A 14,829-nucleotide genomic window follows, 5' to 3' on the forward strand; every position below is an offset into this window, starting at 1 on the left:
ATGGCTGACACCCCGACGGTCATCGCGGAGACGCCAGAGCCGAAGAGCAGGCCGTACTCGGCGGTCCTGCGCAACAAGCGATTCCGCGCGCTGTGGATGTCGCAGTTCGTGAGCGGGCTGGGCGACTGGCTGGTCATCGGTCTCCTCATCCCGCTGGTGACCACGCTGACCGACGGTTCGTCGTTCGCGGTTGCCGGCATCATGATCGCCAAGATGGTGCCGTCGCTGCTGTTCTCCTCGGTGATCGGCGTGTTCGTGGACCGCTTCGACCGGCGCCGCCTGATGATCGCCTGCGACCTCGTGCGTGCCCTGCTCACGCTCTTCCTGCTCTTCACCAACAGCCTCGCAGTGATCTACATGACCGTGCTGCTGATGGAGATCGCCTCGCTGTTCTTCTCGCCGGCCCGCAGCGCGCTCATCCCGCGCCTGGTCGCCGAAGAGGAGGTGGCCGTCGCCAACGGGCTTGCGTACACCACGCAGCAGGCGAGCATGCTCATCGGTCTCACGATGTCGGGCGCGATCCTCGCGGGCTTCGAGGCGATCGTGCGCTGGGTCCTCGCGAGCGGCCTGCCGTTCGTAGACGTGCTCGTCGGGCCGTTCGCGCCGGCGCTTCTGGGTTCGCGAGCCGGCGTCGTGCTCAACAGCCTGACATTCATCGTCTCGGCGACCCTGCTGTGGTCGATCCGGGTGCGCGTCCGTCCGGACCGCGATGGCGGCGGGTTCCAGCTGTCGCTGATCGGCAAGGACGCGCTCGAGTCCTTCCGGTTCCTCGGAGGGCACAAGGAGCTCCGCGGGCTGCTCGTGACCATCGGCATGGCCATACTGGGCGGCGGCGCGATCATCACCGTCGGCCTCACGTACGTGCAGGGCATACTCGCCGAAGGCATCCCGATCCTCGAGCAGTTCGAGGCGATCCAGCGGCTGATCGCGGCGCCGCAGACCTTCGTGCTCGTGCTTCTTGCGCTCGGCATGGTGACGGGGGCGATCATCGTGCCGAGGCTGGCGAGCAGGATCCCGCTGCAGGCGCTCTTCCTCGGCGCGGTGACCGTGTTCGGGGTGAGCATGCTCGTCTTCGCCAGCGTAGGCGTCTACTGGGTGTCGATCATCTTCGGCTTCACTGCCGGCTTCTGCATCGCCTGTCTCACGGTGGCGGGCAACACATACGTTGCCCAAACCGTCTCCGACGACATCCGCGGACGGGTGTTCACCGCCATGGAGTCGGTCATCCGCGTGTCGCTGCTGCTCTCGATGGTGGTCGTCGCCCCGCTCGCCGACCTCCTGGCGACGCTCATCCGAAAGCTGTCCGAAGGAATGACCGACCCCTCGTGGTTCACCGGCCCGCGCGTGACGCTGCTGATCGCGTCGCTCATCGTGCTCGGCGCAGCGTACTACGCGTACCGCACGCTCGACTGGCGTCAGGCGGACCACGTGAACGGTGGCGCGGTGGTGACGGCCGATGAGTGAACCGGTCCGCATCACCGTTCCGGACGACCTCGGGCGTCTGCGAGGTCTGCGCGCAGGGACGGCCGTGCTGCTCTCGGGACCGGTCTTCACCGCGCGCGACGCCACCCATGCACGACTCGTGGCCGAGCTCGAGCGCGACGGCGCGCTGCCGTACGGACTCGCCGGTGCTGTGCTCTTCTACGCGGGTCCCACACCCGCAGCCGCAGGCCGTCCGGTGGGCTCGGTGGGTCCCACGACTGCGAAGCGGATGGACGCGTGGACGCCGACGCTGCTCGCAGCAGGTATCACGGCAACCATCGGCAAGGGCGCGCGTTCCGACGCCGTGCGCGCCGCGTGCGCCCGGCACGGGGCGGTCTACCTGGCTGCGGTCGGGGGTGCCGCGGCTCTGCTCGCCACGAAGGTGGTCTCCGCAACGCCGGTCGCGTACGCCGACCTCGGCACGGAGGCGCTCGTGCGCCTGGAACTCAGCGAGTTCCCCGCGTGGGTCGCCATCGATGCCGAAGGGAACGACCTCTACGCCGAGGCGCGCAGTGGTCTCGCGCACGGCGAGGAGGGCGAGCGATGAGCGGGCTTCTCATCACCTTCGAGGGCGGCGATGGCTCGGGCAAGTCGACGCAGATAGTGCGGCTGGCCGAGCGCCTGCGCGGCCTCGGGTTCGACGTTCGGACCTTCCGCGAGCCCGGCGGCGTGGCTGCTGGCGACGCCGGCGAGCGTATCCGTGACATCGTGCTCGATCCCGCGCACGCGGAACTCGATCCGCGTGCCGAGCTGCTGCTTTACGTGGCGAGCCGCGCGCAGCAGGTTGCCGAGCACTACCGGCCGGCGCTGGCCGAGGGCGCGATCGTGCTCTGCGATCGCTACGCCGACTCGAGCGTCGCCTACCAGGGCTACGGACGTGCCGTGCTGCCGGTCGAGGAGGTCCGCGAACTCAACCGCATCGCCACCGGCGGCCTCGTGCCGGATCTCACGCTCCTGCTCGACGTGGACGCCGCCTCGGGTCTCGCGCAGGCGACCGTCGCCGGGGCCGATCGTCTCGAGCAGGCGGGCGCCGACTTCCACGAGCGCGTGCGTGCGGGATATCTCGAGCTAGCGAAAGACGAACCCGGGCGCATCAGGCTCATCGGCCGAGCGTCCGTCGACGAGGTCGCCGCCGAGGTTTGGGCGCAGGTGGAGCCGCTGCTCGGGCGCCTCGATCGGGCGTGACCTCGTGACTGACTGCGTGTGGGACGACCTCGTTGGCCAGCGCCGGGCCGCGGGCTTCCTGCGCCGTGCGGCGGAGTCGGGGAGCGTCTCTCACGCCTATCTGTTCGTCGGCCCCACCGGCACCGGCAAGAAGACGGCCGCCCGCGCGCTCGCCTGCGCGCTGTACTGCGACGACAACGGGTGCGGCTCGTGTCACGCGTGCCGCCGGGTTCGTGCATCGTCTCATCCCGACGTCCACGTGCTCGCGCCGGAGGGCGCGGCCTCGGAGTACCTGATCGATCAGGTCCGGGATGTCGTCCACGACGTTTCGCTCAAGCCGATCGAGGCGTCACACAAGGTGTACATCTTCCAGGACGGACGTTTCAACGACGCTGCGGCCAACGCGTTCCTCAAGACGCTCGAAGAGCCGCCGCTCGACGTGGTGATCGTCCTGCTCGCCGATGACTACGATGACGTGCTGCCCACCATCGCCTCCCGATGCCAGGTCGTGCGCTTCTCGCCGGTGCCCGAGTCCACGGCGCGCGCGCTCGTGATGGAGCGCACCGGCGCGAGCGAGGACGAGGCGCGGGCCGCGCTCGCCGCAGCCGGCCAGGTGATTCCGCGCGCCATCGACTTCCTGCGCTCGGCGGGACGACGCAACGCACGGGCCACGATCATGGGGATCCTGAAGCGCCTGACGGTCATGGACGGCCATGACGTGCTCAAAGCGGCACGGGAACTGCTCACTGCGGTGCGTGCGCCGCTCGAAGAGACCAAGGGCGTGCAGGCCGAGGAGGCCGAGGCAGCGAGGGATTATCTCTCGAAGGGCCTCAGCAAGCGCATGGATCAACGCCACAAGCGTGAGCTCACCGCCGCCGAGCGCGATGGGATCGGTGAGATCCTGAGCGTGACCGAGAGTTGGCTGCGGGACTGCCTGGTGATCGCGAAGGGCATGCCCGAGTTCGTGAACAACGTGGATACGGCCGACGCCACCGCTGAAGTGGCTGCAGCCATCAGTGTGCCGGCCGCGATACGCGCTTTGGATTGCGTGCGGACGGCTCGCGGGCGCATAGCCTATAATGTGTCTCCCCAGCTGGTCGTCGAGGCCATGCTGTTCGACATACAGGAGGTACTCCGATGCCCACGGTAGTGGGAGTGAAGCTTCGTTTCGCCGGCAAGGTGCTCTGGTTCGACCCGGCCGGCTCAACGCCCGAAGAGGGCCAGCACGTGATCGTCACAACCGAGCGTGGCCAGGAGTTCGGCGAGGTCGTCATGGCGCCGCGCGACGTGGACCCGGCGGAGATTCCCGCCGAGCTCAAGCCAGTGGTCCGCATCGCCGACGAGAACGACCTCGCACGCGCCGAGGCGCTGCGCGACCGCGAGCGCGAGGAGATGGAGCGCTTCCGGGCGCTCGTAACCAAGCATAGCCTCGAGATGAAGCCGATCGGCGCCGAGCACCTCTTCGACGACTCGAAGATCGTGTTCTACTTCGCCGCCGAGGAGCGCGTGGACTTCCGCGAGCTCGTGCGCGAACTTGCTGCCGAACTGCACAACCGCATCGACATGCGCCAGGTCGGCGTTCGTGATGAGGCGCGCATGATCGGCGGCCTCGGCCACTGCGGTCAGCAGCTGTGCTGCGTGCGTTTCGGCGGGGAGTTCCAGCCGGTCTCCATCCGCATGGCCAAGGAGCAGGACCTGCCGCTGAATCCCTTGAAGATAAGCGGCCTCTGTGGCAGACTCATGTGCTGTTTGCGGTACGAGTACGACGCGTACAAGGACTTCAAGCAGCGTGCTCCAAAGTGCGGCGCAACGGTCGATTTCCCGGACGGTTCGGCGGGCAGGATCTCCTCGATGAACATCCCGAGGGAGACGCTCACGATCCGGCAGCAGGGCGGCCCGGAGATCACGGTCCCGCTCGAAGCGCTCGATTGCAGCGCCGGCAGAAGCGGTCCGTGTACTCTGTGCGCTGATGCGATTCCGCAGCAGCCCACAGGCGTGGGTCTCGCACACGGGACCACGCCGACGCTTCGGGAGGCCGAACGTCCGGCGGAGGCACCAGCCGGCAAGCGGCCGGAGGGTTCGCGCCGGAAACGGTCGGGTAACGGACCGAAGTCCGACGGCGGCGGGGCGCAGAAGCCGCGTGCCGAAGCGCCGAAGAGCGGGTCGCAGCAGCCCAAGCAGCGACAGCCGAAGGACCGCGGCCCCAAGCCGCAGCAGGCGGCAGGTACGACCGAGGCGCAGGCGCCCGCGAGCAGCACGAGGCGGCGCAGGCGGCGCAGGCCCCGCCCAGAGGGCGGCAGCACGGCAAGCGAGTAGCACAGATAGGCCGACGTAGCTCAGCTGGTAGAGCAGCGCACTCGTAATGCGCAGGTCAGCGGTTCGAATCCGCTCGTCGGCTCCATAGCATGAATCAGCAGCCCCCTTCACGGGGGCTGCTTCGTTGTGTCGCCCCGTGCGGAGGTCATGCTATGGTTTCGGCGAGGCTTGTGTGTCGGGATTCGGGCCGTTTGGGGGAGTTCATGACGGGTCTGCATGTGCGCCGGGATGCTCGTACGAGTGCACCGCCGGTACTCGCACGGGCGTGTTCGTTCATGGTGGCGGTCTCATTGCTGTGGGCCGTAGCATCACCCGCGCTCGGCCTCGTGACCGCCGTCAGTCCCGCGAGCCTGCCCGAGTTCCCGGGTAGCTCCGTGCCCCTCGATCTCAGCACGCGTTCGCTGCCTCAGCTGCCGCTCGAAGACGATGCTCCCGATTTCGGGGGAGTGGGCGCCGCCTCGACCATCGGTGCGTCGGACGTCGCACTGCCCTTCACCGGAGGTTGGTACTGGGTCGGCGACTACCTGAACATCGACGGTTGGGTCGACAACAACACGGCCACCACGGCCGGACTGGTCTTCATCCGCTTCGTGGTGCAGACGGACACCGGCGTGACGCTTGTCGACGAGGTGGGCGTGGCGGCGGTCTACAACCTCAGGCCGGGAGAGAGCGCAACGTTCAAGGCGCTCTACCACCTGCCCGACCATGCGGGCAACTCCATGATCGTCGGCGTAGAGACCCTGGCCATACAGCCGACCTCGTACCCGGCCGCGGTCGACCTCACGTGGGTGAGCGAATCGTATGTGACCGATGCCGACGGCGTCCGGCTGTGGACGTTCACCTACCGCAACGACTCGGCCATCACGCTCCAGCACCCCATACTCGGCGGCATCGAGCTCAATGCGGCCGGCGACGCGTTCAGTACGATGATCGGCACGAAAGCCGCGATCATCGCGCCAGGGCAGACGGTCGCGATCGAGGCCTACGGCTTCAACCTCGCCGATACGCCCGCGAGTGTCCTGTCGTACTGCCAGGCAGTGCCGAAGCGGCTCGATCCCGTCTACCGGTTCTTCAACCGGAGCAACGGGACGCACTTCTACACCGTGTCCGCTGAAGAGCGGGATTCGGTCATCATCCGGTGGCCCGACACCTACACCTACGAGGGCGTCGCGTACTTCACCGATCCCGACCGCAACGCCCAGCTGCTCTACCGGTTCCTCTACCTGCGCGGCGGGAGTCACTTCTACACGGCGAGCGTCGATGAGGCCAACCTGGTGATAGCCCGCTGGCCGAACATCTTCCGGTACGAGGGCCCCGCGTACCGGGTGTCCGCAACGCAGGTCTCCGACTCGGTCGCGGTCTACCGCTTCGTCAACCGGAAGAACAGCAGCCACTTCTACACCGCTTCGGCAGAAGAGGCCGAGATGGTGAAGGCCCGTTGGTCGTCCACGTACATCTACGAAGGCCCGGCCTTCTGGGTCGCGCAGTAGCGGCAGAGCGGATACCCCCTGGGTACACCTTGCGGAACCAGGTAACCGTGTTACATTGTCGCAACCGCGCCTCCGGTCGGGAGCTGAGCGCCGCCCTGCCGGGCGTCCCCGGCGTCGGCTCCACGAATCATCTGCGACCCCGGGTCCACCCCGGGGTCGCTTGCGTTCTGCGGGGCGGAGTCAACTCGATCTCGCATGCTAGACTGAACCTCGCGCTGCGTGGGCGCTGTCCGCACTGACAAGAGGAGAGTCGCATGGGGTGGCCTGCATCCGCAGGGGGCTCCGAAAGGACCGATGATCCCCCCGATCGCGCGACGCGCGTGTTCGATCGGCTTGCGCTCTCACTGTCGGTGCTCTTGTGCGCCGTACTTGCCTTCCTCGCGGTCAACGAGCCCTGGGTCTCGGACGACTTCAGCGGCGCCTTGTTCCTGAAGGAGCACCCGGGTCTGTGGGAGACCGTGTCGTACGGCTACCAGACATGGACCGGACGCTTCGCAAGTTCGGCGTTCTCTTGGATGGCGATGCAAGTCCGCCCGGTCTACGGGATCGGCATATGGCTGGGCCTACTGGCCCTGGTCGTACAGACGTTCGCGCTGGCAAGGGGGAGATACCCCCGCGCCCGCCGCTCCGATCTGTACGTGCTCTGCCTGCTACTACTCGCGTACTGGTACGGACTGCCCGCCCTCGAGGAGACCATCTTCTGGACGGCCGGTTCGTTGGTCTACCTGTGGCCTGCTCTAGCTGTGCTCCTGTTCCTGTATCCGTATCGGCGCTGGGACCCCGAGGCTCTGCCCGCGAAAGCTTCCGCCATGCGCGAGGTCGCCCTGGCGTTAGGGATGCTCCTACTAGGTGTGTTCGTGGGGGGTTCCCAGGAGCAGGTGCTGGTGGCCGGGATGCTCTATCTGTTCGTCCTGGCGCTGCGGGCGGCGCGTTCGGGCAAGCTGCGGCGGATTCCCGCTCACTTCTATTCAGGCGCACTGGGCCTCGTGGCAGCGGGAGCGATCAGCCTCGCCGCACCCGGGAACAGCGCTCGCCTGGACGTCACACCCTCCGAAGGGCTGCTCCAGACGGCGATCGCGGCCGCGAAGTACGTTGTCCACATCCTGGTGGACTGGATGCCGCCGATGACCCCGTGGCTCCTCTGCCTCCTTCTGCTCGCGATCCCGGTCACGGGCGTTCTACGCAACACGAAGGAAGTAGGGCGCACGCCCGTATCGCTGCGTTCGGACTGGTGGGTCTGGGTGCTCCTCGGCCTGGCCACCGTCTCCACGCTCTTCGTGCGACCGTACTTCGCGGCCGAGCGCACGGTGATGTTCCTCGCGGTGTTCCTGGCCGTTGGCGCCGTATCGCTCCAGACAGGCTCTCGCACGACTTCAGTGCTCGAACGACTCCCGGCACTGGCCGCCTCGGCTGCGCTCTGCCTGCTGCTCCTGGTGACCGTCGGAGACGTGGCGCTGAGCGGCTGGCAGGCCCGTAGCCTGAGGCTGGGGCAGCAAGAGCGGGCCGAGGATGTGGCTCGGCAGAAGCAGGAGGGGCTGCGGGACATCGTTGTTGCCCCGCTTACCGACGATGTGCCCCGGCGCGGTGTGATGTGGGGCGACGGTACCGCAGACAAGGCGTTCTGGATCAACGGGATCCTGGCCAGCTGGTACGAAGTGGACAGTGTAGTCGTTTCGGGAGGCGCGCAGCCGGAGCAGGGTAGTCAGTAGCCGCGGCTGCGACAGTCCGGACCGGAGCTGTGCACTGAGCGTCATGAGGGCGCCACGGTATCGGAAGGCTGGTTGTTCGCGCACGCGAGCGAGACGACTGAGGAGGGGGCGGGCTGAAGAGGTGCGGTCACCGGCATTCGGCATGTTCTTCGTGGCACCCACTGTCTTCACCGGTACCTGGCGTTCGACATCGCGTGCTGCGCGATCGAGGGCCCGATGAGCGCACGCGGCCCTGGCGCTCGGCGTGTTCGCGTCGCCGGTGTTGAGCTTCCTCGGCGTCGGCTTCTGACGGGGGAGTCATGAGACTCGACCTCATCTGCGTCGGCCGTCTCAAGGAGCGTCACTGGCGTGACGCGGCCGATGAGTACCTCAAACGTCTCGGCCCGTACGCACGCGTCTCGATGATCGAGGTCCCCGACCGCGACGTGACGGCCGACGAGGCGCGCGCGCTCGAGTCGGAGGCGGCAGGCGTGCTGAAGGCGATCTCCGAGGGCGCGACGGTGGTAGCGCTCGAGATCGGCGGCAGGATGCGCTCGTCCGAGGAGCTTGCCGCGTGGCTCGAAGCGCTCGGTACGTCGGGCAGGAGCCATGTGGCGTTCGTGGTGGGCGGTGCAGCGGGTCTGCATCCGGACGTGCTTGCGCGCGCCGACGAGCGCATTTCCCTCGGACCGCTCACGCTGCCGCACCAGCTTGCACGCGTGGTACTGCTCGAGCAGTTGTATCGTGCCTTTCGCATCATCCGCGGTGAGCCGTACCATAGGTAGCCATGGGGCCGAAGGTGCATCTTACGCTCACGCGGCAGTGGGCGATCGAGGAGGGCTTCTCCGAGCGGGAGGCCGAGCTCATCGCGCGTGCCGACGTCGGATTCGACACGCGCTATCCGGCGCGAGCTTCGTTCGAGAACATCACCCGGCACTTCGCTCCCACGGTGTGGGTCTGGTCTGCACGATACCTGAAGCGCGCCGCGCGCTGGGGCGACCTCATGCTGCTCGGGTATGCGCTGCACTGCGCGCAAGACGGCGTGGCCCACGGCCGGATCGGGACGAGACATCTGAGCGCGCTGGCGTTCAAGCGCGCGAATCCGGATGCATGGGAGACGTCGCCTGTCGGCGTGCGGCGGAGAACTGAAGCGGTGACGAGGGAGCGGATGCGCCGCTATCGCGCGCTTGCAGGCTAGACGAGTTTCGTGACCTGCATCTCAACGCCCCACTGCTTCGCAAGGTCGGCTCCGAGCGCGGCGGCATCGTCGTAGTTGGCGTACATGCCCTGTGGCTTGGTTGAACCGTCCTCGAAGGCAAGCGCGACCCACCACAGTCCGCCCTCAGTGGCGGCCCCGATGCGGTCGACCCGGATGTGAGTGACCTTGTGGCCCTCTGTCTGGACGCCGTTGCTGTCGAGCAGGCCCATCGTGCCCTCCTTGCGATGCACTCTCTCTAACTCATTCCCGCATCGTCACGGGGATTCACGTGCAGATTGCGTGCCATCCTCAGGTTGCTTAAGAAACTCCAGAACCCCAGGCCGACGAGCGCGCGGAATCGAGCGACAGGTGGACGCCGCGTTGCCCCCTCAGGGGGCGGGCGGTATGCTGAATCGCCGATGCCGACGACCGTGAGGAGCACCTGCTCGTGCGCGACACCCTGAACGCAGCCATAACTGCAGCACTCGTGGCCGCGATCGCCGAAGGCCGGCTACCCCTGGCCGAGCCGCCGCAGGTTCTCGTGGAGCGGCCGCGCGACCCGTCGCACGGCGACTGGGCCACCAACGTCGCGCTCGTATCGGCCAAGGCGGCAGGACTGCCGCCGCGGCAGATCGCCGAGATCATCGCCACCGACCTGCGCGAGCGCCTCGTGGGTGTGGCCGACACCATCGAGATCGCCGGACCGGGCTTCATCAATATCCGGCTCACGCAGGGCGTGATGGCGAGCGTGGTCGCGAGCATCCGCGACCAGGGCGATCGCTACGGTGCTGCGCCGCGCACCGGTGCGCGCGTGCAGGTGGAGTTCGTGTCGGCAAACCCGGTGGGGCCGATGCATGTCGGCCATGGCCGGTGGGCCGCTCTCGGCGACTCGATCGCCCGGATTCTCGAGCACGCGGGTGATGCGGTCCAGCGTGAGTTCTACATCAACGATGCCGGCGTCCAGATGGGCATCTTCGCTGCGAGCGTCTCGGCGCGCTACCTGGAGCTCACCGGGCGCGAGGGGGCGTTTCCCGAGGACGGCTATCGCGGCGCGTACATCACCGACATCGCGCGCGAGATACTGGAGGCGGAAGGCGAAACGTGGGCCGACGCTCCGGCGGGCAAGCGTGAGGCGCACTTCAAGGAGCAGGCGTACGCGGCTGTGCTCGAGCATCTGAAGCGGGTGCTCTCCGGCATGGGCGTCGACTTCGACGTGTGGTTCTCCGAGCGCACCCTGCACGCCGCGGGCGCGATCGAGCGAGGCATCGAGCGGCTGCGCGAGGCCGGCTACGTCTTCGAGCATGAAGGCGCGCTCTGGTTCCGCTCCACCGACTTCGGCGACGACAAGGACCGCGTGCTCAAGAAGGCCGACGGCAGCTACACGTACTTCGCAGCGGACATCGCGTACCACGCCGACAAGTACGACCGCGGTTTCGACCTCGTTATCGACATCTGGGGCGCCGACCATCACGGCTACGTGAAGCGGATGGAGTCGGCTGTGGCCGCGCTGGGCCACCCCGGCAAGCTCGAGGTCATCATCGGCCAGATGGTGAACCTGTTCCGCAACGGCGAGGTCGTGCGCATGAGCAAGCGTACCGGCGAGATGGTCACCTTCGAGGACCTGCTCGACGAGGTGGGCGCCGATGCGGCGCGCTACTTCTTCCTGCGCCGCTCCACCGATCAGCCGGTGGACTTCGACATCGCGCTCGCCAAAGAGCGTTCGGCGGACAACCCTGTCTACTACGTGCAGTACGCGCATGCGCGCATCTGTTCGATCCTGCGCAAGGCCTCCGGGGCCGACACCGCGGACGAGAGCGTGGATGTCGACGCGGTCGCGGCCGGCATCTCGGCGGATGACGGCGCGCTCGCGCTTCTGGGATCGGAGCCCGGCACGCTTGCCGGCGATGCCGAACTCGGACTGCTGCGCACGCTTGCGGCGTTTCCCGAGACGGTCACGCTCGCCGCGCGTCAGCGCGCGCCGCACAAGCTCACGACGTACGCTGAGGACCTCGCGAGCGCTTTCCACCAGTTCTACACCCACTGCCAGGTGGTCGTGGATGACCCGCAGCTCCGCAGCGCGCGCCTCGCACTCGCCGACGCATCGCGGATCGTCCTGGCGCGCACGCTCGGCCTGCTTGGCGTGAGCGCCCCGCAGCGGATGTAGCGGCTCCCCGGTTTCGCCTCGTGCGGCGCACTCGTGTATCCTCACTCCCTACAGGAGACCCCGAAGGGGAGGAACACGCGCCATGGCCCGACCGTCGACCCCGCGCCCGCCTGCGGCCCCCGATCAGCTGACCGCGGCCGATCTCATGCCGATCCTGCCGACAACCGCCGAGGTCAAAGACGGCCACCTGTGGATCGGCGGCGTGGACATGGTTGAGCTGGCACGTGAGGCGGGCACTGCGCTCTACGTGATGGACGAAGCGACCATCCGCCAGCAGCTCGCCGACTACGTCACCTGGACGCGCTACCACTGGAAGGACGTCGACGTCGTCTACGCCGGCAAGGCCTTCCTGACCCTCGGCATGGTGAAGATCGTCGAGGAGGAGCAGTGCTGCCTGCTCTGCGCCTCCGGCGGCGAGCTCGCCTATGCGCTGCGCGCCGGCTTCCCGATGGAGCGTGTGCAGATGCACGGCAACAACAAGACGCCGGCCGAACTGGCCGAGTGCCTCGATGCGGGCATCGGGCGCATCGTGGTGGACAACTTCGAGGAGATGGAGCGTCTATCGGCGCTTGCGGCCGGGCGAGGCGCCACGCAGCGGGTGCTCATCCGTGTGACGCCGGGTGTGGCCGCCGACACGCACGACTTCATCATGACCGGCGCCGAGGACTCCAAGTTCGGCTTCGGTCTCAACCAGGGTCTTGCGATGGAGGCCGTCAAGCGCGCCATCGCGCTTCCCGGTATCGAGTTCGAGGGCCTGCACATGCACATAGGCAGCCAGATCTTCGCGCTGCACAGCTACGCGAAGGCGATCGAGGTCATGGTCGGCTTCATGCAGCAGATCAAGGCCGAGACCGGGCACGACGTCCGCATGCTGGACGTGGGCGGCGGCCTCGGCGTGGCCTACGGCGTGCCGGACGAGCCTTCGACCGTGAAGGAGTTCGGTAAGATCGTGGTCGACGGCATCAAAGAAGAATGCGAGCGCCACGGTCTGCCCGTGCCGCGGATGGCAGTCGAACCCGGCCGCTCGATCGTCGCGAACGCCGGTGTGACGCTCTACACCATCGGCTCGATCAAGGAGATCCCGGGGATCCGCACGTACGTGGCGATCGACGGCGGGATGTCGGACAATATCCGCACCTCGCTTTACGACGCGCACTACGAGGCGATCATCGCGAACAAGGCCGACCAGCCTCGCGAGATGGTCGCCACCATCGCCGGCAAGCACTGCGAGAGCGGCGACATCGTCGTCAAGGATGCGCCGCTGCAGATGCCTGAGGTGGGCGACGTCGTGTGTGTGTGCGCCACCGGCGCCTACTGCTTCTCGATGAGCAGCAACTACAACAAGCAGGTACGCCCCGGCGTGGTGTTCGTGCGCGACGGCGAGTGGCGCTGGTCGCTTCGCCGGGAGACATACGAAGACCTCATGAAGAGCGATCTCGGATAGCGGTCCGCGTGAATGGCATCCGTCTCGCATGGGTGATGGCATGAGACGAGTGGTGAAGTACATCTGCCTGGTCACGGGCGCTCTCGCGCTGGCCCTCGGCGTTGTCGGCATCTTCCTGCCGATGTGGCCGACGACGCCCTTCCTGCTGCTCGCGGCGGCGTGCTTCATCCGGAGCTCCGACCGGCTGTACGCCTGGCTGCTCGAACACGAGCACCTCGGGCCGTATATCCGGGACTACCACTCGGGCAGGGGCATCCCGCTCCGCGCCAAGCGCATCACGCTGGCTACGATGTGGATCACGTCGCAGGCGTCGTGGATGATCATCATGGCGCACCGGGGTGTACGGGCGTGGACCGTGGGGTATGCCGTTCTCCTGTTCGTAGTGGCGGTCGGCGTGCACTACTACATCGGGTTCCGAATCCCCACGCGGTCAGGGGAGCCAGACGCCCCGTCCGCCGAGGGAGACGGCGACCCGGAGGATGCAAGCGCATAGAGCCGTCGGCGCTCTGCCCGCGGGGGCGGAGGTGCGTTCGCCTGCGCTATACTTCACGGCACGAACGACCACTTCGTCTCTCGCCGGAAAGGCGCCGCTCATGCGCACTGTGAACGTCGGACTCATCGGCCTCGGCACCGTCGGCAGCGGCGTCGTGGAGATCCTGAACCGCCATGGCGAGCAGTTCCGCACACGCGCCGGCGTCGACCTCGCGCTCGCACGCTGTGCCGACCGCGATCCCGCGCGCGCCGAGGCTCTCGGCCTCGCGCCCGGGGCGTTCACCACGGATGCGGCCGACATCATCGGCGACCCGTCTATCGACATCGTCATCGAGCTCATCGGCGGCACCGGCGTCGCGCGGAGCATCGTGCTCGACGCGCTGGCGGCCGGCAAGACCGTCGTGACCGCCAATAAGGCGCTCATGGCCACGCACGGCCAGGAGATCATGGATGCGGCCGCAGCCACCGGCGCGGACATCCTGTTCGAGGCTGCGGTGGGTGGCGGCATCCCGATCATCGGCCCACTCAAGCACAGCCTGGTCAGCAACGAGATCCAGGCGGTCTACGGCATCGTGAACGGCACCACCAACTACATGCTCTCGAGGATGGCCGACGAGGGACTCGACTACGACACGGTGCTTGTCGAGGCGCAGGAGCGCGGCTTCGCCGAGGCGGATCCGACAGCAGACGTGGACGGCCTCGACGCCGCGGCGAAGATCGCCATCCTTGCGTCGATCGCCTTCAACTCGCGCGTCACGTTTGCCGACGTGCCCGCCGAGGGCATCCGGTCGATCACACCCGGCGACATCGACTACGCACGCGAGACAGGCTACGTGATCAAGCTCATGGCGATCGGCAAGCGCACGGCCGAAGGCCTCGACATCCGCGTGCAGCCCACGATGATCCGCGCGGACCATCCACTGGCGAAGGTGAACGGCGTCTACAACGCCATCTACGTCGTGGGCGACGCGGTGGGCGAGACGATGTTCTTCGGCGAGGGCGCCGGCTCTCTTCCGGCCGCCTCGGCTGTGGTGGGCGACGTCATCGAAGCGGCGCGTTACATCGAGGGCGAGTGCCGGTCCCTGGTCGGCTGCACCTGCACCGAGAGCATCCCGGTCCGCGACATCGCCGACCTCACCACCTCGTACTACCTGCGCATTCACGTCCGCGACGAGCCGGGCGTGCTCGCTGCCATCGCGGGCATCTTCGGCGATCACGGTGTGTCGCTTGCCTCGGTCATCCAGAAGCGTGCCGAAGACGGTGGCGCCGAGATCGTGTGGATCACCCATGAGGCCGCCGAACGCGACATGCGCTTGGCGCTCGCAGCGATCGAGCAGCTCGACGTGGTCGACGCTGTTGGCTCCATTCTGCGTGTGGAGGAGCTGTAGCCG

The 14,829-nt window shown here is 67.4% G+C and carries 14 protein-coding genes and 1 tRNA gene; 14 read left to right on the plus strand and 1 reads right to left on the minus strand.

Features of this window, described 5'->3' with window-relative positions; all coding sequences use genetic code 11:
* From Q7W51_06895 to Q7W51_06940, 10 genes are all read left to right on the plus strand, one after another.
* The gene (locus tag Q7W51_06895; protein MDO8848096.1) at positions 1-1,464 is read left to right on the plus strand and encodes an MFS transporter; all 1,464 of its coding nucleotides are present in this window, start codon (positions 1-3) and stop codon (positions 1,462-1,464) included.
* Entirely contained in the window at positions 1,457-2,029 is a 573-nt protein-coding gene (locus Q7W51_06900; protein ID MDO8848097.1) for a FumA C-terminus/TtdB family hydratase beta subunit, read from the plus strand. Before Q7W51_06895 ends, Q7W51_06900 begins: the two co-directional genes overlap by 8 nt.
* Positions 2,026-2,667 (plus strand): dTMP kinase, encoded by a 642-nt coding sequence (tmk, locus tag Q7W51_06905; protein MDO8848098.1) that lies wholly within the window; start codon positions 2,026-2,028, stop codon positions 2,665-2,667. The genes Q7W51_06900 and tmk overlap by 4 nt, the downstream gene beginning before the upstream one ends.
* Before the next feature lie 4 nt (positions 2,668-2,671).
* On the plus strand, positions 2,672-3,796 hold the full coding sequence (locus Q7W51_06910) for a DNA polymerase III subunit delta' (GenBank protein MDO8848099.1): 1,125 nt from the start codon (positions 2,672-2,674) through the stop codon (positions 3,794-3,796).
* Positions 3,784-4,962, plus strand: coding sequence for a stage 0 sporulation family protein (locus Q7W51_06915; GenBank protein MDO8848100.1), 1,179 nt, complete (start codon positions 3,784-3,786; stop codon positions 4,960-4,962). Before Q7W51_06910 ends, Q7W51_06915 begins: the two co-directional genes overlap by 13 nt.
* Before the next feature lie 9 nt (positions 4,963-4,971).
* Positions 4,972-5,047 (plus strand) — tRNA-Thr (locus Q7W51_06920).
* A 118-nt stretch (positions 5,048-5,165) separates the two neighbouring features.
* A complete protein-coding gene (locus tag Q7W51_06925; GenBank protein MDO8848101.1) occupies positions 5,166-6,452 on the plus strand; it encodes a hypothetical protein in 1,287 nt (428 codons plus the stop codon).
* A 254-nt stretch (positions 6,453-6,706) separates the two neighbouring features.
* A complete protein-coding gene (locus Q7W51_06930) occupies positions 6,707-8,161 on the plus strand; it encodes a DUF6056 family protein (protein ID MDO8848102.1) in 1,455 nt (484 codons plus the stop codon).
* A 299-nt stretch (positions 8,162-8,460) separates the two neighbouring features.
* Entirely contained in the window at positions 8,461-8,925 is a 465-nt protein-coding gene (gene rlmH, locus Q7W51_06935; protein MDO8848103.1) for a 23S rRNA (pseudouridine(1915)-N(3))-methyltransferase RlmH, read from the plus strand.
* 14 nt (positions 8,926-8,939) lie between these two features.
* Positions 8,940-9,338, plus strand: coding sequence for a hypothetical protein (locus tag Q7W51_06940; protein MDO8848104.1), 399 nt, complete (start codon positions 8,940-8,942; stop codon positions 9,336-9,338).
* Here the strand turns inward: Q7W51_06940 and Q7W51_06945 are convergent.
* A complete protein-coding gene (locus Q7W51_06945; GenBank protein ID MDO8848105.1) occupies positions 9,335-9,568 on the minus strand; it encodes a hypothetical protein in 234 nt (77 codons plus the stop codon). The two genes, Q7W51_06940 and Q7W51_06945, sit on opposite strands and share 4 nt — an antisense overlap.
* Before the next feature lie 212 nt (positions 9,569-9,780).
* Between Q7W51_06945 and argS the strand changes: the two genes are divergently transcribed.
* The 4 genes from argS to Q7W51_06965 all read left to right on the plus strand — a co-directional run bounded on the left by argS (position 9,781) and on the right by Q7W51_06965 (position 14,826).
* The gene (argS, locus tag Q7W51_06950) at positions 9,781-11,502 is read left to right on the plus strand and encodes an arginine--tRNA ligase (GenBank protein ID MDO8848106.1); all 1,722 of its coding nucleotides are present in this window, start codon (positions 9,781-9,783) and stop codon (positions 11,500-11,502) included.
* Positions 11,503-11,584: 82 nt separating this feature from the next.
* Complete coding sequence (gene lysA, locus Q7W51_06955; protein ID MDO8848107.1) at positions 11,585-12,946, plus strand: diaminopimelate decarboxylase; 1,362 nt, start codon at positions 11,585-11,587, stop codon at positions 12,944-12,946.
* A 28-nt stretch (positions 12,947-12,974) separates the two neighbouring features.
* Complete coding sequence (locus Q7W51_06960) at positions 12,975-13,439, plus strand: YbaN family protein (GenBank protein MDO8848108.1); 465 nt, start codon at positions 12,975-12,977, stop codon at positions 13,437-13,439.
* Positions 13,440-13,539: 100 nt separating this feature from the next.
* Positions 13,540-14,826 carry a homoserine dehydrogenase gene (locus tag Q7W51_06965; GenBank protein ID MDO8848109.1) on the plus strand — a complete coding sequence of 429 codons (1,287 nt, stop codon included), beginning with the start codon at positions 13,540-13,542 and terminating at the stop codon, positions 14,824-14,826.
* The last annotated feature ends 3 nt before the right edge of the window (positions 14,827-14,829 follow it).

This window comes from Coriobacteriia bacterium, assembly GCA_030652115.1.
In the GTDB taxonomy this organism is placed as follows: domain Bacteria; phylum Actinomycetota; class Coriobacteriia; order Anaerosomatales; family Anaerosomataceae; genus UBA6100.

Bases quoted from the DNA above. Each gene is read 5' to 3' on its own strand.
- Q7W51_06895 (MDO8848096.1), top strand. From the start codon at position 1: ATGGCTGACACCCCGACGGTCATCGCGGAGACGCCAGAGCCGAAGAGC.
- Q7W51_06900 (MDO8848097.1), top strand. From the start codon at position 1,457: ATGAGTGAACCGGTCCGCATCACCGTTCCGGACGACCTCGGGCGTCTG.
- tmk (MDO8848098.1), top strand. From the start codon at position 2,026: ATGAGCGGGCTTCTCATCACCTTCGAGGGCGGCGATGGCTCGGGCAAG.
- Q7W51_06915 (MDO8848100.1), top strand. From the start codon at position 3,784: ATGCCCACGGTAGTGGGAGTGAAGCTTCGTTTCGCCGGCAAGGTGCTC.
- Q7W51_06925 (MDO8848101.1), top strand. From the start codon at position 5,166: ATGACGGGTCTGCATGTGCGCCGGGATGCTCGTACGAGTGCACCGCCG.
- Q7W51_06930 (MDO8848102.1), top strand. From the start codon at position 6,707: ATGGGGTGGCCTGCATCCGCAGGGGGCTCCGAAAGGACCGATGATCCC.
- rlmH (MDO8848103.1), top strand. From the start codon at position 8,461: ATGAGACTCGACCTCATCTGCGTCGGCCGTCTCAAGGAGCGTCACTGG.
- Q7W51_06945 (MDO8848105.1), bottom strand. From the start codon at position 9,568: ATGGGCCTGCTCGACAGCAACGGCGTCCAGACAGAGGGCCACAAGGTC.
- lysA (MDO8848107.1), top strand. From the start codon at position 11,585: ATGGCCCGACCGTCGACCCCGCGCCCGCCTGCGGCCCCCGATCAGCTG.
- Q7W51_06960 (MDO8848108.1), top strand. From the start codon at position 12,975: ATGGGTGATGGCATGAGACGAGTGGTGAAGTACATCTGCCTGGTCACG.
- Q7W51_06965 (MDO8848109.1), top strand. From the start codon at position 13,540: ATGCGCACTGTGAACGTCGGACTCATCGGCCTCGGCACCGTCGGCAGC.